General features: G+C 72.9%; 24 protein-coding genes. 12 read left to right on the forward strand and 12 right to left on the reverse strand.

The features are described from left to right. Positions 1-53 precede the first annotated feature (53 nt). Positions 54-1088, reverse strand: a complete 1035-nt coding sequence (locus IM778_RS02875) for an agmatine deiminase family protein (protein ID WP_194410601.1) — start codon at positions 1086-1088, stop codon at positions 54-56. Between the two features lie 90 nt (positions 1089-1178). Here IM778_RS02875 and IM778_RS02880 point away from each other — a divergent pair, with 90 nt between their 5' ends. The 3 genes from IM778_RS02880 to IM778_RS02890 all read left to right on the forward strand — a co-directional run bounded on the left by IM778_RS02880 (position 1179) and on the right by IM778_RS02890 (position 3012). Continuing rightward, on the forward strand, positions 1179-1802 hold the full coding sequence (locus IM778_RS02880; RefSeq protein WP_194410602.1) for a TetR family transcriptional regulator C-terminal domain-containing protein: 624 nt from the start codon (positions 1179-1181) through the stop codon (positions 1800-1802). 80 nt (positions 1803-1882) lie between these two features. Next, positions 1883-2104, forward strand: coding sequence for a hypothetical protein (locus IM778_RS02885; protein WP_194410603.1), 222 nt, complete (start codon positions 1883-1885; stop codon positions 2102-2104). 74 nt (positions 2105-2178) lie between these two features. Beyond that, entirely contained in the window at positions 2179-3012 is an 834-nt protein-coding gene (locus IM778_RS02890; RefSeq protein ID WP_194410604.1) for an aldo/keto reductase, read from the forward strand. A gap of 49 nt (positions 3013-3061) precedes the next feature. Here IM778_RS02890 and IM778_RS02895 read toward each other — a convergent pair whose 3' ends face one another. Continuing rightward, positions 3062-3808 carry an SDR family oxidoreductase gene (locus IM778_RS02895; RefSeq protein WP_194410605.1) on the reverse strand — a complete coding sequence of 249 codons (747 nt, stop codon included), beginning with the start codon at positions 3806-3808 and terminating at the stop codon, positions 3062-3064. 75 nt (positions 3809-3883) lie between these two features. After that, on the reverse strand, positions 3884-4657 hold the full coding sequence (locus tag IM778_RS02900; RefSeq protein WP_194410606.1) for an SDR family oxidoreductase: 774 nt from the start codon (positions 4655-4657) through the stop codon (positions 3884-3886). Positions 4658-4753: 96 nt separating this feature from the next. On the opposite strand from IM778_RS02900, the gene sigJ reads away from it, so the two are divergent. Further along, a complete protein-coding gene (sigJ, locus tag IM778_RS02905; RefSeq protein ID WP_194410607.1) occupies positions 4754-5668 on the forward strand; it encodes an RNA polymerase sigma factor SigJ in 915 nt (304 codons plus the stop codon). Positions 5669-5749: 81 nt separating this feature from the next. Here sigJ and IM778_RS02910 read toward each other — a convergent pair whose 3' ends face one another. Both IM778_RS02910 and IM778_RS02915 read right to left on the reverse strand, forming a co-directional pair. Further along, positions 5750-5935, reverse strand: coding sequence for a DUF1918 domain-containing protein (locus IM778_RS02910; RefSeq protein WP_194410608.1), 186 nt, complete (start codon positions 5933-5935; stop codon positions 5750-5752). A 65-nt stretch (positions 5936-6000) separates the two neighbouring features. Beyond that, a complete protein-coding gene (locus tag IM778_RS02915) occupies positions 6001-6225 on the reverse strand; it encodes a hypothetical protein (protein ID WP_194410609.1) in 225 nt (74 codons plus the stop codon). A gap of 102 nt (positions 6226-6327) precedes the next feature. Between IM778_RS02915 and IM778_RS02920 the strand changes: the two genes are divergently transcribed. Next, on the forward strand, positions 6328-7245 hold the full coding sequence (locus tag IM778_RS02920; RefSeq protein WP_194410610.1) for an aldo/keto reductase: 918 nt from the start codon (positions 6328-6330) through the stop codon (positions 7243-7245). 11 nt (positions 7246-7256) lie between these two features. Here the strand turns inward: IM778_RS02920 and IM778_RS02925 are convergent, their stop codons facing one another. Further along, positions 7257-7673 carry a VOC family protein gene (locus IM778_RS02925; RefSeq protein ID WP_194410611.1) on the reverse strand — a complete coding sequence of 139 codons (417 nt, stop codon included), beginning with the start codon at positions 7671-7673 and terminating at the stop codon, positions 7257-7259. 441 nt (positions 7674-8114) lie between these two features. Between IM778_RS02925 and IM778_RS02930 the strand changes: the two genes are divergently transcribed. Beyond that, positions 8115-9284, forward strand: coding sequence for an RtcB family protein (locus IM778_RS02930; protein ID WP_194410612.1), 1170 nt, complete (start codon positions 8115-8117; stop codon positions 9282-9284). A 95-nt stretch (positions 9285-9379) separates the two neighbouring features. Here IM778_RS02930 and IM778_RS02935 read toward each other — a convergent pair whose 3' ends face one another. Together IM778_RS02935 and IM778_RS02940 are read right to left on the reverse strand one after the other, a co-directional pair. Then, a complete protein-coding gene (locus IM778_RS02935; RefSeq protein WP_194410613.1) occupies positions 9380-10390 on the reverse strand; it encodes a DNA-3-methyladenine glycosylase family protein in 1011 nt (336 codons plus the stop codon). Positions 10391-10518: 128 nt separating this feature from the next. Then, a complete protein-coding gene (locus IM778_RS02940) occupies positions 10519-11277 on the reverse strand; it encodes a winged helix-turn-helix domain-containing protein (RefSeq protein ID WP_194410614.1) in 759 nt (252 codons plus the stop codon). A 566-nt stretch (positions 11278-11843) separates the two neighbouring features. On the opposite strand from IM778_RS02940, the gene IM778_RS02945 reads away from it, so the two are divergent. From IM778_RS02945 to IM778_RS17685, 4 genes are all read left to right on the forward strand, one after another. Next, positions 11844-12149 carry a GNAT family N-acetyltransferase gene (locus tag IM778_RS02945; protein ID WP_194410615.1) on the forward strand — a complete coding sequence of 102 codons (306 nt, stop codon included), beginning with the start codon at positions 11844-11846 and terminating at the stop codon, positions 12147-12149. An 18-nt stretch (positions 12150-12167) separates the two neighbouring features. Then, complete coding sequence (locus IM778_RS02950; protein WP_228484820.1) at positions 12168-12608, forward strand: DUF1622 domain-containing protein; 441 nt, start codon at positions 12168-12170, stop codon at positions 12606-12608. A 69-nt stretch (positions 12609-12677) separates the two neighbouring features. Beyond that, on the forward strand, positions 12678-12902 hold the full coding sequence (locus IM778_RS02955; protein WP_194410617.1) for a hypothetical protein: 225 nt from the start codon (positions 12678-12680) through the stop codon (positions 12900-12902). Positions 12903-12915: 13 nt separating this feature from the next. Continuing rightward, entirely contained in the window at positions 12916-13506 is a 591-nt protein-coding gene (locus IM778_RS17685) for a hypothetical protein (protein WP_228484718.1), read from the forward strand. A 46-nt stretch (positions 13507-13552) separates the two neighbouring features. Here the strand turns inward: IM778_RS17685 and IM778_RS02965 are convergent, their stop codons facing one another. The 4 genes from IM778_RS02965 to IM778_RS02980 all read right to left on the reverse strand — a co-directional run bounded on the left by IM778_RS02965 (position 13553) and on the right by IM778_RS02980 (position 15714). After that, complete coding sequence (locus IM778_RS02965) at positions 13553-13777, reverse strand: hypothetical protein (protein ID WP_194410618.1); 225 nt, start codon at positions 13775-13777, stop codon at positions 13553-13555. A 110-nt stretch (positions 13778-13887) separates the two neighbouring features. Next, the gene (locus IM778_RS02970; protein WP_194410619.1) at positions 13888-14619 is read right to left on the reverse strand and encodes an alpha/beta fold hydrolase; all 732 of its coding nucleotides are present in this window, start codon (positions 14617-14619) and stop codon (positions 13888-13890) included. Between the two features lies 1 nt (position 14620). Continuing rightward, on the reverse strand, positions 14621-15181 hold the full coding sequence (locus IM778_RS02975) for a hypothetical protein (protein ID WP_194410620.1): 561 nt from the start codon (positions 15179-15181) through the stop codon (positions 14621-14623). 59 nt (positions 15182-15240) lie between these two features. Further along, entirely contained in the window at positions 15241-15714 is a 474-nt protein-coding gene (locus tag IM778_RS02980) for an 8-oxo-dGTP diphosphatase (protein WP_194410621.1), read from the reverse strand. A gap of 85 nt (positions 15715-15799) precedes the next feature. Here IM778_RS02980 and IM778_RS02985 point away from each other — a divergent pair, with 85 nt between their 5' ends. Both IM778_RS02985 and IM778_RS17690 read left to right on the forward strand, forming a co-directional pair. Then, positions 15800-16948: an exonuclease SbcCD subunit D gene (locus tag IM778_RS02985; RefSeq protein WP_194410622.1), complete on the forward strand. Its 1149-nt coding sequence runs from the start codon at positions 15800-15802 to the stop codon at positions 16946-16948. Continuing rightward, positions 16945-18159: an AAA family ATPase gene (locus tag IM778_RS17690; protein WP_228484719.1), complete on the forward strand. Its 1215-nt coding sequence runs from the start codon at positions 16945-16947 to the stop codon at positions 18157-18159. Before IM778_RS02985 ends, IM778_RS17690 begins: the two co-directional genes overlap by 4 nt. Positions 18160-18172: the final 13 nt, after the last annotated feature.

Genomic DNA, 18172 nt, shown 5'->3' on the forward strand with positions numbered 1-18172 from the left:
GTTGTCGAGCGGGCCTCGCTCAACGACCGGAGGGTTCCTGCGAGACGGAACGCTCATCGGGCGACCGCCGGCTGCTGCTGGGTGATGCAGTGGATGCCGCCGCCGCCGGCGAAGATCTGCCGCGCGTCGACCGTCACGGCGCGGCGCCCCGGGTAGGCGGACTCGAGGATCTCTCGGGCCCGGGCGTCGGCTCGTTCCTCGCCGAACCCGCACGCGATGATGCCGCCGTTGACGAGCAGGTGGTTGACGTAGCTGTAGTCGACGAACCCCTCGTGGTCGCGGAGCACCTCGGGCGCGGGCAGATCGATGATCTCGAAGCTGCGGCCCGCGGCATCCGTCTGTGCGGCGAGGAACTCCCGCAGCGCGCGCGTCACGTCGTGGTCGGGATGCTCGGGATCGTGCTGGGCGTGCAGCAGGAGGCGACCGGGGGTCGCGATGGTCGCGACGATGTCGACGTGGCCGTTCGTGCCGAACTCGTCGTAGTCCCGAGTGAGGCCGCGCGGCAGCCACACCGCCTTCGAGGCGCCGATCGTGCGGAGCATCTCGGCCTCCACACGCGCCTTGTCGGCGAAGGGGTTCCGGCGCGGGTCGAGCTGCACCGTCTCGGTGAGCAGCACGGTGCCCTCGCCGTCGACGTGGATGCCGCCGCCCTCGTTCACGAGAAGGGAGCTGACCGTCTCGGCCCCGACGAGGTTGGCCACGAGGCGCGCGTGGGCGGCGGACTTGCCCCATTCGGCCCAGTCCGGCGCGCCCCAGCCGTTGAACACCCAGTCGACTGCGCCGAGCACACCGGGGCGGTCGTCGTCGACGACGAACGTCGGGCCGTGGTCGCGGAACCAGAACTCGTCGACCGGCGCCTCGACGAGCTCGATCTCGGATGCGAGCATGCGGCGCGCACGGTCGGCCTTCGAGGGGTCGACGATCATCGTCACCGGCTCGAACTCGGCGATCGCGTGGGCGACGCCGCTCCACGCGCTGTAGAAGCGCTCGTGCTCCACGGGATCGTCGCCGAGTGTCGGGCCCTCGGTGGGGAACGCCATCCAGGTGCGCTCGTGAGGGTCGCCCTCGTGCGGCATCCTCCAGGCCATCGTCGGTCCTCTTCTCGTTCGCGCACTCGCGTGCCGCTTCGCTTATTGATCTTGCGATCAATAAGCGAAGCTACCTACACTGGCGAAGTCATGTCAAGCACCGCTTCGCGTCCGCGTACGCGCAAGGCTCCGGCCGAGCGCGCCGCCGAGATCGTGGCGGCCGCGACCGCGCTCGCCCGCGACAGCGGACTGGGCGCGCTGACGCTCCGGTCCGTCGCCGACCGCGCGGGGGTCGCCCCCGGGCTCGTCGCGCACTACCAGCCGTCGATGGACGAGCTCGTCGCGCGCGTCTACACGGATCTCGTCGACGCCGAGGTCCGCGACGTGAAGCGGGTCGTCGCAGCCGCCGGCGATCCCGCCGCCCAGCTGGGAGCGCTCATCGGCACCCTCACCGACGGCGCGCGGGACGATCTCACGGTCGTGTGGGTCGAGGGCTGGGCGATGGCGCGGCGCAGCGATCCGCTCGCCGCCGCGGTGCGCGCGCAGATGGAGCGCTGGCAGCGCCTCGTCGAGGCGATCATCACCGACGGATGCCGCGCCGGCGTGTTCGCGGCATCCGAGCCCGCCGAAGTCGCGTGGGAGCTCATCGGCCTCATCGACGGACTGAACGCGCAGTCGCTCGCGCGCGGCGCGGGCGCGGCCCGCCTCGCGCCCCGCATGGCGCGAGCCGCGGAGGCGCTCGTCGGAGCCGCGCCGGGGACGATCGTCGCCTAACGCGCGGACGCACGGTGCGCAAGCCCCGTGCCGGGACCGCGCCGACGACATACCTTCAGCGTGAACCGAAGGAGGATGCCATGTCGAACCAGCCCGTTCCCCCTCTCGTCCCGCCCGCCGACGACGATCCGATCACGGGAGACCCTCTCGACACGACGGAACTGCTCGGCGCCGACGATTCGATGATGGACGACGACGATCGCCTGCTCGACACCGACCTCGATGCCGACCGCATCGACAGCGCCGCGGCCGACGAGCGCGCCGCCACGGAGGGCACGATCGGCGACCCGTCGGCTCCGTGACGCGACCCGGCCCCGCCTCCGGCGGCCGGGTCGGTGACCGCCCCGTCTCCCGCGAGCTGCACCAGGATGGACTCATGATCTCGATCCCCACCGTGAACCTGAACGACGACAACTGGTTCCCCGAACTGGGCCTCGGAACGTATGACCTGCGAGGCGAGGACGGGATCGAGGCGATGGTCGCCGCGATCGAGGCCGGGTACCGCCTCCTCGACACCGCCGTGAACTACGAGAACGAGCGCGAGGTCGGCGAAGCCGTGCGCCGCAGCGGCGTGCCGCGCGACCAGCTCCTGATCGCGTCGAAGATCCCCGGACGCCACCACGGTCGCGAGCAGGCCGTCGACAGCGTCAAGGGCTCGCTCGACAGGCTCGGCCTCGACCGCATCGACCTGCACTTGATCCACTGGCCGAACCCGAGCGTCGGCAAGTACGTCGACACGTGGCGCGGCATGATCGAGGCGCGCGATCAGGGTCTCGTGCGCTCGATCGGCGTGTCGAACTTCACCGAGGGCATGATCATCGAGCTCATCGAGGAGACCGGGGTCGCGCCGGCGGTGAACCAGGTCGAGCTGCACCCGTACTTCCCGCAGGCGCCGCTGCGCGCGTTCCACGCCCAGCACGGCATCCGCACCGAGAGCTGGAGCCCGCTCGCCAAGCGCAGCGAGCTGTTCACCGAGCAGATCCTGCAGGAGCTGGCGGCTGTGCACGACGCCACACCGACCCAGGTCGTGCTGCGGTGGCACACGCAACTGGGCAGCACGCCGATCCCCAAGTCGTCCGACCCCGACCGTCAGCGCGAGAACGGCGACGTCTTCGGGTTCACGCTGGCCGACGAGCAGCTCGACGCGATCAGCGCTCTGGAGCGCGGCCGGCTGTGGGGCGGCGACCCGCTCACGCACGAGGAGATGTAGCCGCGGCATCCGTCGTCGCGTCCGCCGCCCCCGTCGCGACGGTGTGCGGTCACGCGTCGGGGAGCGCGTCGAGCCACTCGGAGAAGGTCTGCTCGCCGAGCACCGCCCCCGGGCCGGGAAGAAGCGCGCCCCCGCGCAGCGCGTGGCCCCACGCGCCGGGGGCGTTCACCGCGGGGACCGGCCCGCGATACCCGATCGCGCGCGCATACCGGCGCACCATGTCGGAGAGTTCCTCCTCGCGCGGACCGGCGAGCTCCGCGGCCCTGCCCTGCGGTGCACGCTCGGCGAGAAGGACGAGGTGCGCCGCGACCTCGCGGGCGGCGACCGGCTGCACGCGGCCTCTCGGAGCGAGGTGCGCGCCGGCGCGTCCGCGGTGGAACAGCAGCGCGGCGTACTCGTGGAACTGCGTCGCACGCAGCACCGTCCAGGGCACGCCGCCCCCCGCGATCAGCCGCTCCTGCACGAGCTTGCCGGCGTAGTACCCGTCGGGTGCGGCATCCGCGCCCACGATCGTGAGGGCGAGGTGGTGCGGCACCCGCGCCGCGCGCTCGGCCGCGAGCAGGCTCTTCGTCGCCCCGGCGAAGAACGACACCGACACGTCGGGCTTGTTCGTCGTGACGTTGGCGACGTCGATGACCGCGTCGACTCCGTCGAGCGTGCCGGCCAGGCCCGCTCCGCTCAGCAGCTCGACACCGGTCCGCCGTGACAGGACGATCACCTCGTGGCCGCGGGCGCGGGCGACGTCGACGAGGTGGGCGCCGGTGAGTCCGGTGCCGCCGGCGACCGCGAGCTTCACATCGTCCTCTCGGGTGAGTCGTTGCGGACCTCCATCGTGGCCGAGGCGCTCGGGCGGGGGAAGCACCGGAGGCGATCAGTCCAGCTCGTCGAGCCACTCCGCGAAGGTCTGCGTGCCGAGCGTCGCGCCCGGGCCGGGAAGACCCAGTCCCGCACGCATCGCCTTCAGCTGGGCGCCGGGCAGGTTCACCGAGGGGATCCAGCCGCGGTGGCCGGTGCGACGCGCGTACGCCTTGACCATCTCGTCGAGCCGCTCCTCGCGAGGACCGGCGAGATCGGCGACGCGTCCGCGTGGCGGGCCGGCGGCGAGGCGCGCCACGTGCGCGCCCACCTCTCGCGCCGCCACCGGCTGGGAGAGTCCGCGGGGGGCGAGATGGAGCGGACCGACCTTCGCCCGCTCGAACAGCTGTGCCGCGAACTCGTGGAACTGCGTCGCTCGCTGGATCGTCCACGGGACGGACGATCGCTCGACCGCGCGCTCCTGCGCGAGCTTGCCGGCGAGGTAGTCGTGCGGCATCCGGTCGATGCCCACGATCGACATCACGACCACATGGCCCACCCCCGCGCGCTCTGCCGCCGCCAGCAGGTTCGCGGTGGCGGCCTCGAAGTAGCGGACCGAGGTCGCCGCGGACAGCGTCGTGACGTTGGCGGTGTCGACGATCGCGTCGACGCCGTCGAGCGCGGCATCCAGGCCCGCGCCGGTGGTGAGGTCGACGCCGGTGCTGCGGGCGAGGATCACGGGCCGGTGCCCGTCGGCTTCGAGCGCGGCGACGACGTGGCTGCCGACGACGCCGGTGCCTCCGGCGACGGCGATGGTGAGCGGTTCCTCAGGGCGTGGAGATGCGGTCATACCCATTCGACGACGCAGGTCGCCAGAATGTGAGCAGACGGCTCACATCCGCGTCCGCTGCGTCGTCGATCATCCGGGTCACGAAGGAGGCATCGCATGGACGGCATCGACGCGCTGGAGGGCGAGCGCCGTACGCTGCTGGCCCTCGCGTACCGCATGCTCGGCACCGTGGCCGACGCCGAGGACGCCGTGCAGGAGACGTACGTCCGCTGGTATCGCATGACGGATGCCGAGCGCGCCGCGATCGAGAACCCCGGCGCGTGGCTGACACGGGTGGCGAGCCGCGTGTGCCTCGACATGCTGGGGTCGGCCCGGGCACGCCGTGAGCGCTACGTCGGCGAGTGGCTGCCGGAGCCGGTACCGGGGGATTCGCCGATCGCGGCATCCGTCTCCGTCGATCCACTGGATCGCGTGACGCTCGACGATGCCGTCTCGACCGCCCTGCTCGTCGTGCTCGAGTCGCTCTCGCCTGCCGAGCGGGTGGCGTTCGTGCTGCACGACGTCTTCGGCGTGCCGTTCGCCGAGATCGCCGAGACGGTGGGCCGCAGTCCGGATGCCGCACGCCAGCTCGCATCGCAGGCCCGGCGGCACGTGCGGGAGCGGCGCGCCGGAGCGGCGACGCGCGAGGAGCATGACGCCGTCGCGCAGGCATTCGCGCAGGCGACCGCGACCGGCGACCTCGACGCGCTCGTGGCGCTCCTGGACCCGGAGGTCGTCGCGCGCAGCGACGGCGGCGGACGGGTGTCGGCGGCGCGGCGACCCGTCGTGGGCGCGGACAGGGTCGCGCGGTTCCTGCTCGGCCTGCCGCGGCTGCAGCCCGACGCGGTGCTCTCACCGGTCCAGACCGCCGACGGGCTGGCGTTCCTGGCGACCGTGGGCGGGCGCCCCGACGCGGTCGTCTCGGTCGCCGTCGCGCACGGCCGCATCACCGACGTCTTCCTCGTGCGCAACCCCGACAAGCTCACGCTGTGGTCCGGTCCGGCGCCGGAGGAGCCGGGCGCGCCCGGCTAGCGTCGTCAGCGCGCGCGTCGACCAGCCTCGCCGAGCCCCCGCTCGCCGAGGACTCGCTCGCCGGGGCGCGCCGCCGTCGGGTCAGGACGCGTGCCGGACTTCGCAGTCGCTTCCGGGCGACAGGATCGCCTCGTGCCCGTCGTCGTAGCGGACGACCAGGAGCGGGTTGTCGTCGCTCCCGCGCACCTCGATCACCTCTCCGGCGCGCTCGGCCGCCCCCACGACGCGACCGTGGATGACCACGCGGTCACCGACGCTTGCATGCATGCGGACCACCTCCTGGGCTCACGATACGACGCGCTCGCCGTGAGGTACAGGGGCGTCCTCGCGGGTCAGAGCTGCGCGCCGTCGTCGTCGCGGTTGTCGAGGCCGACGTTGCGGCCCCGCCACGACTCGTAGGCCATGAGCCAGCCGATCGACACCGCGGCCGCCAGCACCACGCCGAGCAGCACGTTGTGCCAGATGAGGCCGAAGACGATGCCGAGTGTGAAGATCAGCGCGGTGCCGAAGGCCCACCCGGTGTGGCCGCGGGTCCAGCCCTTGCGAGTCGAGGTCATGGCCAAAGCCTAGGGCCGCGGCGGCGCCGGTCGCGACGGCCGATGCCCCGCCCGGCGTCGATAGGTTGGAATCCACTGACCCGCGACCCCGGAACGGATGCCATGACCCTCAACGTCAGCCCGCTCACCCTCGGAACCTCCGGCCTCGGCCGCGACACGGTGCCGGGGTCGCCAGAGGAGGAGGCGGCCGTCGCGGTCGCGGTCGACCTGCTCTCGAGCAGCCACCGCTTCACCGACACGTCGAACAACTACTCGGCGGGGCGCTCTGAGACCGTGATGGGCGTCGCGATCGCGCGCCTCGGCGAGGATGCCGCGACGCGCGTGATCTCGAAGGTCGACGCCGACCCCGAGACCGGCGTGTTCGACCGCGACCGCGTGCTGCGTTCGTTCGATGAGACGACGGCGCGGCTGGGCGTCGAGCGGCTGCCGCTGCTGCACCTGCACGATCCCTACACGGTCACGTTCGAGGAGGCCATGGCGCCGGGAGGTGCGGTCGAGGGACTGATCGAGCTGCGCGAGTCCGGCCGTGTCGACGCCATCGGCGTCGCAGCCGCTCCGGTGCCCCTCCTGGCCCGCTACGTCGCGACGGGGGTGTTCGACGCTGTGCTGATCCACAATCGATTCACGGTCGTGGACCAGTCGGCCGCGCCGGTCTTCGCCGACGCGCACGAGCGGGGCATGACGGTGTTCAACGCTGCGCCCTTCGGTTCCGGCATCCTTGTCACCGGTCCGCGTCCGGCCGCGATCTACGACTACCGCCCCGCCACGCCGGAGCTCATCGGCTGGGTCGAGCGCCTGGAGCGCGTGTGCGTCGCGCACGGCGTCTCGCTGCCCGCCGTCGCCTTGCACTTCTCGCTGCGATCGGCGCTGGTCGACTCGACGATCGTCGGGGTGGCGACTCCCGGTCGCCGCGCGCAGCTCGACGAGCTCGCGGCGACCCCGGTGCCCGACGAGCTGTGGCGCGAGGTCGAGGCGCTCGGCCCCGCGCCGTCGCCCGTCGACGACAGCGCCCACGCCTGACGCGAAGCCCGCTACGACCGCGGTGCGTTGAGCGCGACCATCCAGTCGATGCCGAAGCGGTCGGTGAGCATGCCGAACCGGCCGCCCCACGGCGGCGTGTCGAACGGCATCACGACGGCGCCGCCGTCGGAGAGCTTGTCCCAGAAGCCCTGCAGCGCGGCCTCGTCGTCGCCGCTGACCGACACCGAGATGCCCGCGGGCTTCTCGTACGTCATCCCGGAAGGGGTGTCGGCCGCCATCAGCACGAATCCGTCGGGGCTCGTCAGCTGCGCGTGCATCACGAGGTCGTTCTCGGCGGGGTCCTGCACCATGCCCTCGAACTGCGCGAAGGTCGAGATGTCGAGCTCACCGCCGAACACGCTCTGGTAGAACGTCATCGCCTCGCGGGCGTCGTTCTGAAACGAGAGGTACGGGTTGAGGCTGGCCATGGTGGAACTCCTGTGCGTCGTCGGTGGATGCCGCGCCCCGGCCGCGTGGCGCTTCCCAGTGTCGTGGTGGGGTCCGACATCGGCAAGGACCGGGAGCGAGGAGTCCGGGAACGATGCCGCTTGACGCGCCGCTCGCCGCTCCCGTATGGTCGTGAGGCTGTGCCGCCGGCGCAGCAGCACGTGAGCCGAGAAGGACGACGGATGACCGCGCAGCGCGAACTCCGCTTCGACACGGTCCTGGGCAACCAGCCCAGCGACCGCTACGAGTCGTCCCCTCCGGCGCAGGCCGTGTAGCAGCATCCGCTCTTCCACGCCCCGCACCGCACAGGTCCGGGGCGTTTTCCTTTCCGAGGATCCCCGTTCCTGTGGCCCACCGCTCTCCGCGCGTCCCGGACGCGCTGCACGGCCGGCTTCCGCCGGCGGATCACAAGGAAAGGAATCATGGAGAGGCTCTCCGCACGGCTGCTCTCGTGGGCGAGCCTGATCGACGGAAAGACCGTCGACCAGGCGCGCACCTCGTCGCGCATGCCGTTCATCCACCCGCATCTGGCGCTCATGCCCGATGCGCATCTCGGCAAGGGCGCCACCGTGGGCTCGGTCATCCCGACTCTCGGTGCCATCATGCCCGCCGCCGTGGGCGTCGACATCGGATGCGGCATGATCGCCGTCCGCACGCAGTTCACCAAGGACCAGCTGGTGGCGCGCGACCTCGGCCTGCTCCGCGAGCAGATCGAGCGCGCGGTGCCGCTCTCGGCCGGACACGACAACCGCAAGATCGTCGCCACCGCCGAGCCGCGTGTCGCCGAGCTCGAGGAGCTCGCCGAGAAGGCGCAGTTCGACCCCGCGACCTACGCGGGACATTGGCGCGTGCAGCTCGGGTCACTCGGTTCGGGCAACCACTTCATCGAAGTGTCGGTGGACGAGCTCGACCGGGTGTGGATGTTCCTGCACTCGGGTTCGCGCGGCGTCGGCAACAAGATCGCGACGCATCACATCGCGGTCGCGCAGCGCCTCGCGAAGCAGTGGTGGATCGAGCTTCCCGACCCCGACCTCGCCTACCTCGTGGAGGGCACGGAGGAGTTCCGGCGCTACATCCGGGAGCTGCGCTGGGCGCAGCACTTCGCGCTCCTCAACCGCGAGGAGATGATGGACCGCGTCGCGCGGCAGCTGTCCGAGGTGATGGGAGAGCCGGTCGTCGAGCACGAGCGGATCAACTGCCATCACAACTTCACCGAGTCGGAGAAGCACTTCGGCAAGCAGGTGTGGGTCTCGCGGAAGGGCGCCATCAAGGCGGATGCCGGTCGGCCGGGGCTGATCCCGGGATCCATGGGCACCGCGTCCTACGTCGTGGAGGGACTCGGCAACCCGCTGTCGCTGAACTCCTCGCCGCACGGCGCCGGGCGCGAGTTCTCCCGGTCGGCGGCACGCCGCACGTTCACCCATGAGCAGCTGCGGGAGGCGATGACGGGCATCGAGTTCCGCGACACCGACGCGTTCATCGACGAGATCCCGCAGGCCTACAAGCCCATCGACAAGGTCTTGGCCGATGCGGCCGACCTCGTCGCGGTGCGTCACACGCTGCGGCAGCTCGTGAACGTGAAGGGTGACTGACGCTCCCCACGCGCCGCTGGGCGCGTGGGGACGCCGCGACCCGGCCGGGTGCCGGGTCGCGGCAGCGTCGGCTCGGCGTCGGCTCGGCGTCCCCGTCAGCGGTCGCGGTGGTCCTCGGGGTGCAGGCGCGGACCGCGGCGGGGTTCCCGCACGCCGCTCGCGCCGATCAGCCGGATGACCCGCTGACGGTGACCCGCCCACGGCGCCAGGAGGCGCAGCATCCCGTCGTCGTCCGTGCGGCTGCCCGTCAGCGCAAAGCCGACCTCATGCGCGACGTGGTAGTCGCCCACGCTCACGGCGTCCGCATCGCCGAACGCGCGGATACGGGTCTCGGCCGAGGTCCACGGGCCGATGCCGGGCTGGCTGACCAGCACGCGGTCGACCGCCTCGCCGTCCTCGGCGGCCTCGACGGCCCGCACGATCGCTTCGCCGCGGCGTGCGGCGAGCACGACGGTCTTCGACTGCGGCGGCTCGAGGCCCGCCCGGTGCCAGACCCACGACGGGACCCGCTGCCAGCCCGCGATGGTCGGCGGGGCGAACATCGGTGCGGGAGTCGGGCCGGGCGCCCGTTCACCGGCCCACGTCACCACGCGGCGCCACGCTCCGAACGCCTGCATCCCGGTGACCTTCTGCTCGAAGATCGCGCTCGCGAGAGCGTCGAAGACGAGGTCGGTGCGCGAGAGGCGAAGTCCGGGGTTCCGCCGATGGGCCTCGGCGATGAGCGGATGCCGCGAGGCGTCGAAGCCGCGGGCGTCGTCGTCGGCGCCGCACAGGGCCGGCAGCTGGGTCAGCGCCCACTCACGGCCCGGGCCCCAGGCCGCGCCCCGGACCACGCCGGGGCGGACCTCTCGGATCGCGAGCGTCGCGACCCCCTCCGGAGTGCGGCTCGCGCGCCAGATGACCGAGCCTGCGACGGTCATGGTGGGGTCGCCGGCGCCGCGCCGCTGATACAGCACCGTGCGGCGCAGATCGAGCGGATGGCGCGGGCGGTACTCGGTCTCGATCGGGCGCTCGTGTGCGGGCCGGGGATCCCGGACCGGGGCCGCCCGTGCGGCGAAGCGCTCGGCATCCCTCGCCCGGGGAATGCGCGAGAGCGACGTCGTCATGCCCTCACCCTACGCTCCGCCCCCCGACATGCCGGAGCCCTGCGTTCGGCGTCGCCGGCCGCTCGGAGCGGCGTCGCGGCGCGGGCCGGTGCGCACGGCGCCCGGAACAGCGCCGGAGCGGCGTCGGGTCAGAAGCGGTCGGGCGACGGGGTGCCGTGGCCGTAGCGGATGACGACGTCGGCGTGGCGGTCGAAGCGGTAGCCGACGCCGCGCACGGTGCGCACGATGTCTTCGTAGCGGCCGAGCTTGGCGCGCAGACGCCGCACGTGCACGTCGATCGTCCGCTCGCCGGGCGCCTCGTCCTCAGAGGCTCCCTGCCACAGCGACGTGACGAGCTCGGTGCGCTCGATCGTGCGGCCCTCGCGCAGCACGAGGTACTGCAGCAGCTCGAACTCCTTGAACGTGAAGGAGGCGGACTCGCCGTCGATGAGCACGCGCTTGCGCGAGATGTCGACCACGACGCCGCCGGCGCCGCGGTCCTCGTCCTCGGGCTCGTCCTGCTTGGTGCGCGCGATCGCCGAAGGCTCGTGCAGGGCCAGCCGCACGACGTCGACGTCACGGCCGCCCGCTCCGACCGGGGCGAGGGCCACCGTGGCGTACGTCTCGGCGGCGGGGGCGAGGTCGGCGAGCGTGCGGCGCAGCGCGTCGACGAGGACGCCGAGGCTGACGCCGGACGCCGCGGCCTTCGCCTCGTCGATGCCGACGTAGAGGGCGAAGCCGCGCGGCGCGGTGCCGGCGGGCAGGGCACGGGCGGGCTGTGCCTGCTGCGGAGCCGGAGCGGCGGGGGCGGCGGGCGCCGCCGGCGCCTGGACGGGCGTCGGCGCCGTGACGGCGCGGAGGTGGCGGGCGGGGGCGGCGGGGCGGTCGAGGAGAGCGGAGATCGACATGATGATGGTCCTTGCGGAAGGAACCCGGGTGGACACGCGGGTTCGGGTGTGCTGCGGCCCTATGGCCGGGAGCCCTGTGGGGGCTGGTGCCCGACGATGGGCGGTGTACGAAGCGGATCCGGGTGCGCGTGATCGACGCACGAAACCGGTGCTTCGGGGGACCCCGTGCTTGCCGAGTTCAGAAGCGGAAGCGGAGTCCGACGGGGGTCACCGTGCTAGTGGCACATTCGACAACACATGACAACGCGGCCGGCCATCATCATGCCGGCAGTCCCGTTCGCCTCCCAGGCGGACAGAGAGCGTGCGTTGTCAGTCATGTGGCCGATTATGTCCGATTTGGTCGTAATGCGTCAAATCGCACGGATGTCGCGGCCCGATCATTGCGGAATGTGACAGATTGCCCAATCGCCGCCGGCGGGAACCCATGATGACGCCGTCCGGGCCGTCGCACGGTCCGCTCTTCCGCCGACAGCGTGGCTGAGTGCCCGCTGGAACCGCGCCGAGGGATCGCCGCGACATCCCGTGCGCTGCGTCCGCGTGGGAGAGGGCGGGCGTACTCTGTCGGGGTGACTGAGCTGAGTTTCACTCATGAGACGGATGCCTCGCGCTACACCCTGCACCGAGGCGATGACCTGGTGAGCGTCCTGGACTATCGCGACGACGGTCGCACGGTCGCCATGACGCGCGCCTACACGGTGCCGACCTTCCGCGGCCACGGCTATGCGGGGGAGGTGGTCGATCGCGCCGTCGCAGAGCTCGAGCGCCGCCACGATCGCAGAGTGATCCCCGTCTGCTGGTACGTCGCCGACTGGTTCGAGGCGAATCCCGATCGCCGCGGCATCCTCGCGGCTCGCCGCCCCGCGACATCCTGACGTTCTCGCCCCGTGCGCATGGAAGAGGTGTTCACCGGCGTCGCCGTCGGCTTCGAGGCGATCGGCGCCGTCGCGATGATCATCGGCTTCGTCGTCGCCGTCGTGCTGGGTGCGCGGTCGCTGGCTCGCGGCGAGGGAGGCCGGTCCGCGTTCATGGCGCTGCGGACCACGCTCGGCGGCGCCATCCTCCTCGGTCTGGAGGTGCTCGTGGCGGCGGACCTCATCCGCACGATCACCTCGAAGCCCTCCCTCGAGGAGGCGACGATCCTCTTCGTCATCGTCGTGATCCGGATCATCCTCTCGATCTCCATCCAGATCGAGATCGACGGGACGCTCCCCTGGCGCCGCGCTCTGCTGCGCAGCGGCGGACAGGTGATCGGCGATGCGGTCGCGCGAGACCGCGCCGCGGGCCGCGCCGCCAGGGCGGATTCCGGCACGGAGGCGTCCGGCATCGAGTGAGCCCTTGTCAACCCCATGTCGTCCGCGCGTGATGGCGCGCACCCTGGGAGGAGACGAGAGGAGCACGCGATGGAACGCGACCTGCCCGAAGGCGTCGTCGACGCCGACCCGGCCGGCGGCTGGGACGAGAACGACGACCGCGAGGCGCAAGAGCGCGGCGCGGAGGCTGCCGATGCCGAGGCTCTCCTGACCGATGCGGCCCTGCGCCCCGACGACCCGCTCGAGGGGGAGGCGGTGCGGCGCGGAGCCGACCCCGACCTCGCGACCGACGCCGAGCGCGGCGAGGAACCCTGAGAGGAGAGGCACGATGAGCACGACGGGCAACGAGTACGAGCGGCCGGGAGTGAACTACCCCGACCGAGAGGACGCCGGAGGCGCCGCCGAGACTCCGGGCGCTGCCGACCCGAAGCGCGATGAGGCCCCCGCCGCCCCGCCGACGATGGGAGAGCCGGACGCGGATGCCGGTGAACCGCCCGCCGCGAACGAGGGCCCCTCGCAGGGCGTTCCGCAGAGCGACGGCGCGACTCCGGCCGCGGCGGAGCCGTCGCACGAGGCGGTCGGCATCGGGGTCGTCGACGACGGCCACGACCACCACGGCCACGACGACGGACGAGACACGCAGACCGTGAGCGAGGCGCAGCAGACGCCGGGCGGCCTCGGCACCGAGCAGGAGCAGCGCCTTCCGGCGATGGCGCAGAACAACGCGTCCGGCCTCGAGAAGGTGTCGGGCATCGTCGCGCAGACGCGGGCCGACGTCGGCACGGAACCGGTCGAGCGCATCGCCGAGGTGCTGCGCCAGCGACTCGATCAGGCCGGCGTCCACCTGCCCGACGGCGACGTCCAGGAGCTCGCGCGGCAGGTCTCCACGGGGGATGCCGAGAGCCCGACGCAGTCCTGAGTCCGCGAAACGTCGCCCCGCCCGCGTGAGCGGGGCGACGTGCGTCTCAGGCCGTCGCGCAGACGGTGGTGCACTCCGCCGACGACTGCACGCCGATGGGGCGTGCCCAGGGGCGGCGTGCGCGCGGTGCGACCCGCTCCACCGGCGCGGCGACCGCGACCGGCGCGGGCGCGCGGCGTTCGCGGATCGAGGCCAGGACGGCGATCTCGCGATCGCGGGTCCAGGAGTCATGACGGTACTGGTGTTCGGCGGCGGTGACGAGCGAGAGCATGGTTTCCTCCGTTGCTTCCGACAGAGAGAACCTACGCGGGGGTTCCGACATTGCCCCCGCCGCCGAGGATGGCAGGAATCGGCTGAATCGCGGCAGTCGTCGGCCGCCGTTCAGAGCGCCCGGGCGAACTCGCGGATCAGGCGGGCGGCGGGCGCGGCATCCCGGATCATCGTCTCGTGACCGTGCCCCTCGACCTCTTCGAACCGCCCCTGGGGCAGGGCCGCGGCGACCTGCCGGCACCACGCCTGCGGGGCGACGACATCGTCCTCGCCCCGCAGGACGAGCGCCGGCACGTCGGTGCGGGCGAACACGTCCTCGGGCCGGTGGACCAGCATCGCGCGGAACTTCGTGCGCAGGCGGGGTCCCGCACGCAGGTACTCGCGCGCGCCGAGTGCGATCACCCGGGGGTGCTCGACGGCGATGTCGCGCAGCAGCCGCCACAGCTGCCGCGGCGCGGTGCGGGCCGACGGCTCGACGGTGGGTCCGACGAGCACGATGCCCTGCACGGCCCCGGGGTGGCGCGCCGCGACCTCGAGGGCCACCTGTGCGCCCATCGAGTGCCCCACGATCACCGCCGGTGCCTTCACGCGTGCCCGCAGATACGCCGCCACGAGGTCGGCGTTGCGCTCGATCGTCGGCACGCGCGGCGGCTCGGGCGCTTCGCCGTATCCGGGCAGGTCGAGCGCGACGGTCTCTCCGTCGCCGAGGTGCCTCGTCAGGTCGGCGAACACGGTGCGCCCCATGCCGATGCCGTGGATCAGCACGTACACCGGCGGACCGGCTCCGCGGCGCTCGGCGACGAGGGTCGCCCCGGCGTGGGTGAATCGCTCCGGGCTCGCCACGTCAGGCGGCGCCCGGCTCGTCGCGCAGCCCCACGCGGTCGGGGATGTCGAACTGCACGCGCGGCAGCCAGGTCGCCGGTTCCGGCCACGGCCGCGAGGCGGGGAGCGCCCGCAGCCGGGCGCGGAGAGCGGCCCCGGATGCCTCGACCGGCAGCACGCGCGAGGGCGCGTGGTGGGCGAGGGCCCCGAGCCACCAGTGCCGCCACGTGCCCTCGATCGCCTCGGGACCGGCGACCACGTAGTAGTCGGGCATGACGGCCTCGCCGGCGGCGAACTGGCCGAGCAGCGTCTCGACCTCGATCTCGAGCGAGCCGAGGGTCGCGCGTTCCTCGTACAGCTCGACCCAGGCGGCCGCGACGTGCTCGAGCGGATCCGCGTCGTGGACGACGTAGGGCATCGCGACGGAGGCCACGAGGTGGGCGGCGACCGCCGGCTCGGCCTCGCGCAGCGAGAGCGCGACGAGCGCCGGGACGTCGGCGAGGCCGGTGAGCAGCTCGTCGCTCTCGGCGCCGACGAGCGCCACGACGGTCGATCGCGGGGCGGTGTCTGCGTTGTGCGCCATATTCCACGATATGCCGGACGAGCCCGAGTCCGGCCGACACGCCGCGGATCGGCATCCGTCTAGTGCGCGCCGAGCACCACGGTCGCCAGGTCCGCGCCGAACGTGAAGCGCGCGTCCACGGTGCCGCCGCGCAGGACGCCGGGCAGCCAGCGCGAGGCGTCGTCCCACATGCGCGGGTAGGGCACGGCATCCAGCGTGTACCAGTGCGGCGTGATCTCGGCCGTCTCGACCGGCTCTCCCCGCCACCTGCGGCAGACGAAGACCGTGGAGCGCTGCGACCACTCGGGCTTCGTGGGGAAGTGGTAGTCGATCGCTCCGGCTTCGTGCAGGTCGGATGCCTCGACCCGCACGCCGATCTCTTCTGCGACTTCGCGCACCGCCGCCTCGCGCGGCGTCTCGCCGGAGTCGAGCTTGCCGCCGATGCCCACGACCTTGCCCTCGCCGAGGCCCGTGCGCTTGTCGCCGAGGAGCACCTCGAGGCCGTTCGGTCCGCGCCGGAGCAGGTAGACGACGCAGACCTCGGGCAAGGGCATGGCACGAGGGTACGCCGGTGCGCGAGGTCGGGCGTGCCCGGCCTGCCTCGGCGGCGATGTCGGGGGACGAACGTAGCGTGTGAGCATGCGGATCCTGCACACCTCGGACTGGCACATCGGGCGGTCGTTCCACGGCCACGCCACGCTCGATGCGCTCCGCGGCGTGCTCGAAGAGCTCGTCGCGCAGGTGCGCGAGCACGGGGTCGATGTCGTCGTCGTCGCCGGCGACGTGTTCGACTCCGCGACGCCCGCCGCCGCGGCGTACACGCTCCTGTCGGACGCGCTGCGGGCGATGTCCGACGCCGGCGCGACGGTGATCGTCACGAGCGGCAACCACGACTCGGCGGCACGGCTCGGATTCCAGGCCAGGCTGCTGCGCGACGGCGTGCACGTGATCACGGATGCCTCGGCCGTCGGCACGCCCGTGACCGTCACGGACGAGCACGGGCCCGTCCACTTCTACGGCATCCCGTTCCTCGAGCCGGTGCTGCTGCGCAGCGAGTGGCCCGGCGTCCGCTCGCAGGCCGACGTGCTCGCGCACGCGATGGGCCTCGTCCGCGACGACCTCCGTTCGCGCGGCGGGCGGTCGGTCGCGATCGCGCACTGCTTCGCCGCCGGTGTCGAGCCCACGCCGCACCTCGAGCGCGACATCCAGCAGGGAGGACTCGACGTCGTTCCGCTGTCGACGTTCGACGGCGTGGACTACATGGCGCTCGGGCACATCCACGGCCGTCAGCAGCTCTCGCCGCGGGTGCGGTACGCCGGAGCGCCCCTGCACTACAGCTTCGACGAGGGCGACAAGCCGCGCGGCTCGTGGCTCGTCGAGCTCGACGCCCGCGGGCTCGGCACGGTCGAGTGGCTGCCGCTGCCGGTGCCCCGTCCCCTCACCACGCTCACGGGGCCGCTGGAGGAGCTCCTGAACGACGAGCGCTTCGCCGAGTTCGAGGGGCACTGGATCCGCGCGGAGTACACCGATGCGCTGCCTCAGCGCGACCCGATGCGGCGGCTGCTCGCGCGCTTCCCGCACTGCGCGCAGGTCTCGCACGCGCCGGTCGCCGCGCCCGGCGCCGACGCCCGCACGTACGCGCAGCGCGTGCGGTCGGCGCGCAACGAGGCCGAGCTGGTCGACGCGTTCCTCTCGCACGTGCGCGAAGGGGAGGGCGCCAGCGCCCGCGAGGCCGAGCTCATCGCCGGGCTGCTCGACGAGCGCTCCCGCGTGGAGGCGACGGCGTGAGGCTGCATCGGCTCGAGCTCACCGGATTCGGTCCCTTCCGTGAGCGTCAGAGCGTCGACTTCGAGGCGTTCGAGCGCGACGGGATCTTCCTCATCGCCGGGCGCACCGGGGCCGGCAAGTCGAGCATCCTCGACGGCGTGTGCTTCGCGCTGTACGGCTCGGTCCCGCGCTACGACTCGGGCGAGAAGCGGCTGCGCAGCGACTACTGCGAGCCCGACGAGCCCACCGAGGTCCGCCTCGAGTTCACGGTGGGCGAGCGCCGGTGGCGCGTGACGCGCGCCCCGGAGTACCAGCGGCCCGCGCGCCGCGGCGGCGGGCTCACGACCGAGCCGACGCGCGCCGAGCTCGAGGAGCTCGTCGACGGCGCTTGGATCGGTCGCGCCGCACGTCCGCGCGACGTCGGGCTGCTGCTCGACGAGGTGCTCGGCCTGAACGCGCAGCAGTTCCAGCAGGTGATCCTGCTCGCACAGAACAAGTTCTCGCGGTTCCTGCTGGCGTCGGGCACCGAGCGCCAGTCGCTGCTGCGCGCGCTGTTCGGCACGCGGCGCTACGAGGAGTACGCGCGGGAGCTCGGCGAGCGGAGCAAGCTCGCGCAGCGCGAGGTCGATGCGCTCGGCGAGCGCGCGCGCACGCTCCTCGAGCAGGCCGAGCGCCTGCTGCCGGCGCTCGAACCGGACGACGGCGGCGCCGGCGGCGCCGACGGCGCGAGTGCGGCGGAAGGCTCTGCGGGCGGGGGCGCGGGTGCCGCAGACGACGGCGGGGGTGCTTCAGGCGACGGCGGCGGCGCTTCGGGCGACGGCGCACGACCCGAGGACCTCGTCTCGCGGCGTGCGGCCGTCGAGCTCGGCGAGCAGCGTGCGGCGTACCGGCTCGAGACGCGCGTGCACGAGCGCGAGGAGGCGGAGCGGCGGCGAGCCGCGGCGGATGCCGAGCACGCCGCGCGCACGGCGCTGGCGAAGTCGCAGTCGGAGCTGCTCCAGGCGCGCGAGCGACTGGCCGCGCTCGACCGGTCCGCCGATCGGGTCGACGCCGACCGTGCGCGGGTCGTGCGGGCGCGCGCGGCCGAGTCGTTGCGGGCGCCGCTGGACGCCGTGCGCCGTGCCGGGGCGACCGCCGACGCGGCCCGCGAGCCGAGCGCGAGGCCGTCGCCGCGTGGGAGGCGGTCGCCGGCGCGGCGGGCATCGACCCGACGCAAGACCTCGACGCGCTGATCGAGCGCGTCAC

Source organism: Microbacterium cremeum (assembly GCF_015277855.1).
GTDB lineage: Bacteria > Actinomycetota > Actinomycetes > Actinomycetales > Microbacteriaceae > Microbacterium > Microbacterium cremeum.

What these genes read in the sequence shown, in the direction of transcription:
- IM778_RS02925 (WP_194410611.1), bottom strand. Translation starts at nt 7,673, where the DNA reads ATGGCCAGCCTCAACCCGTACCTCTCGTTTCAGAACGACGCCCGCGAG.
- IM778_RS02890 (WP_194410604.1), top strand. Translation starts at nt 2,179, where the DNA reads ATGATCTCGATCCCCACCGTGAACCTGAACGACGACAACTGGTTCCCC.
- IM778_RS02965 (WP_194410618.1), bottom strand. Translation starts at nt 13,777, where the DNA reads ATGCTCTCGCTCGTCACCGCCGCCGAACACCAGTACCGTCATGACTCC.
- IM778_RS02985 (WP_194410622.1), top strand. Translation starts at nt 15,800, where the DNA reads ATGCGGATCCTGCACACCTCGGACTGGCACATCGGGCGGTCGTTCCAC.
- IM778_RS17685 (WP_228484718.1), top strand. Translation starts at nt 12,916, where the DNA reads ATGAGCACGACGGGCAACGAGTACGAGCGGCCGGGAGTGAACTACCCC.
- IM778_RS02930 (WP_194410612.1), top strand. Translation starts at nt 8,115, where the DNA reads ATGGAGAGGCTCTCCGCACGGCTGCTCTCGTGGGCGAGCCTGATCGAC.
- IM778_RS02920 (WP_194410610.1), top strand. Translation starts at nt 6,328, where the DNA reads ATGACCCTCAACGTCAGCCCGCTCACCCTCGGAACCTCCGGCCTCGGC.
- IM778_RS02880 (WP_194410602.1), top strand. Translation starts at nt 1,179, where the DNA reads ATGTCAAGCACCGCTTCGCGTCCGCGTACGCGCAAGGCTCCGGCCGAG.
- sigJ (WP_194410607.1), top strand. Translation starts at nt 4,754, where the DNA reads ATGGACGGCATCGACGCGCTGGAGGGCGAGCGCCGTACGCTGCTGGCC.
- IM778_RS02975 (WP_194410620.1), bottom strand. Translation starts at nt 15,181, where the DNA reads ATGGCGCACAACGCAGACACCGCCCCGCGATCGACCGTCGTGGCGCTC.
- IM778_RS02955 (WP_194410617.1), top strand. Translation starts at nt 12,678, where the DNA reads ATGGAACGCGACCTGCCCGAAGGCGTCGTCGACGCCGACCCGGCCGGC.
- IM778_RS02910 (WP_194410608.1), bottom strand. Translation starts at nt 5,935, where the DNA reads ATGCATGCAAGCGTCGGTGACCGCGTGGTCATCCACGGTCGCGTCGTG.
- IM778_RS02940 (WP_194410614.1), bottom strand. Translation starts at nt 11,277, where the DNA reads ATGTCGATCTCCGCTCTCCTCGACCGCCCCGCCGCCCCCGCCCGCCAC.
- IM778_RS02875 (WP_194410601.1), bottom strand. Translation starts at nt 1,088, where the DNA reads ATGGCCTGGAGGATGCCGCACGAGGGCGACCCTCACGAGCGCACCTGG.
- IM778_RS02885 (WP_194410603.1), top strand. Translation starts at nt 1,883, where the DNA reads ATGTCGAACCAGCCCGTTCCCCCTCTCGTCCCGCCCGCCGACGACGAT.
- IM778_RS02915 (WP_194410609.1), bottom strand. Translation starts at nt 6,225, where the DNA reads ATGACCTCGACTCGCAAGGGCTGGACCCGCGGCCACACCGGGTGGGCC.
- IM778_RS02900 (WP_194410606.1), bottom strand. Translation starts at nt 4,657, where the DNA reads ATGACCGCATCTCCACGCCCTGAGGAACCGCTCACCATCGCCGTCGCC.
- IM778_RS02935 (WP_194410613.1), bottom strand. Translation starts at nt 10,390, where the DNA reads ATGACGACGTCGCTCTCGCGCATTCCCCGGGCGAGGGATGCCGAGCGC.
- IM778_RS02950 (WP_228484820.1), top strand. Translation starts at nt 12,168, where the DNA reads ATGGAAGAGGTGTTCACCGGCGTCGCCGTCGGCTTCGAGGCGATCGGC.
- IM778_RS02980 (WP_194410621.1), bottom strand. Translation starts at nt 15,714, where the DNA reads ATGCCCTTGCCCGAGGTCTGCGTCGTCTACCTGCTCCGGCGCGGACCG.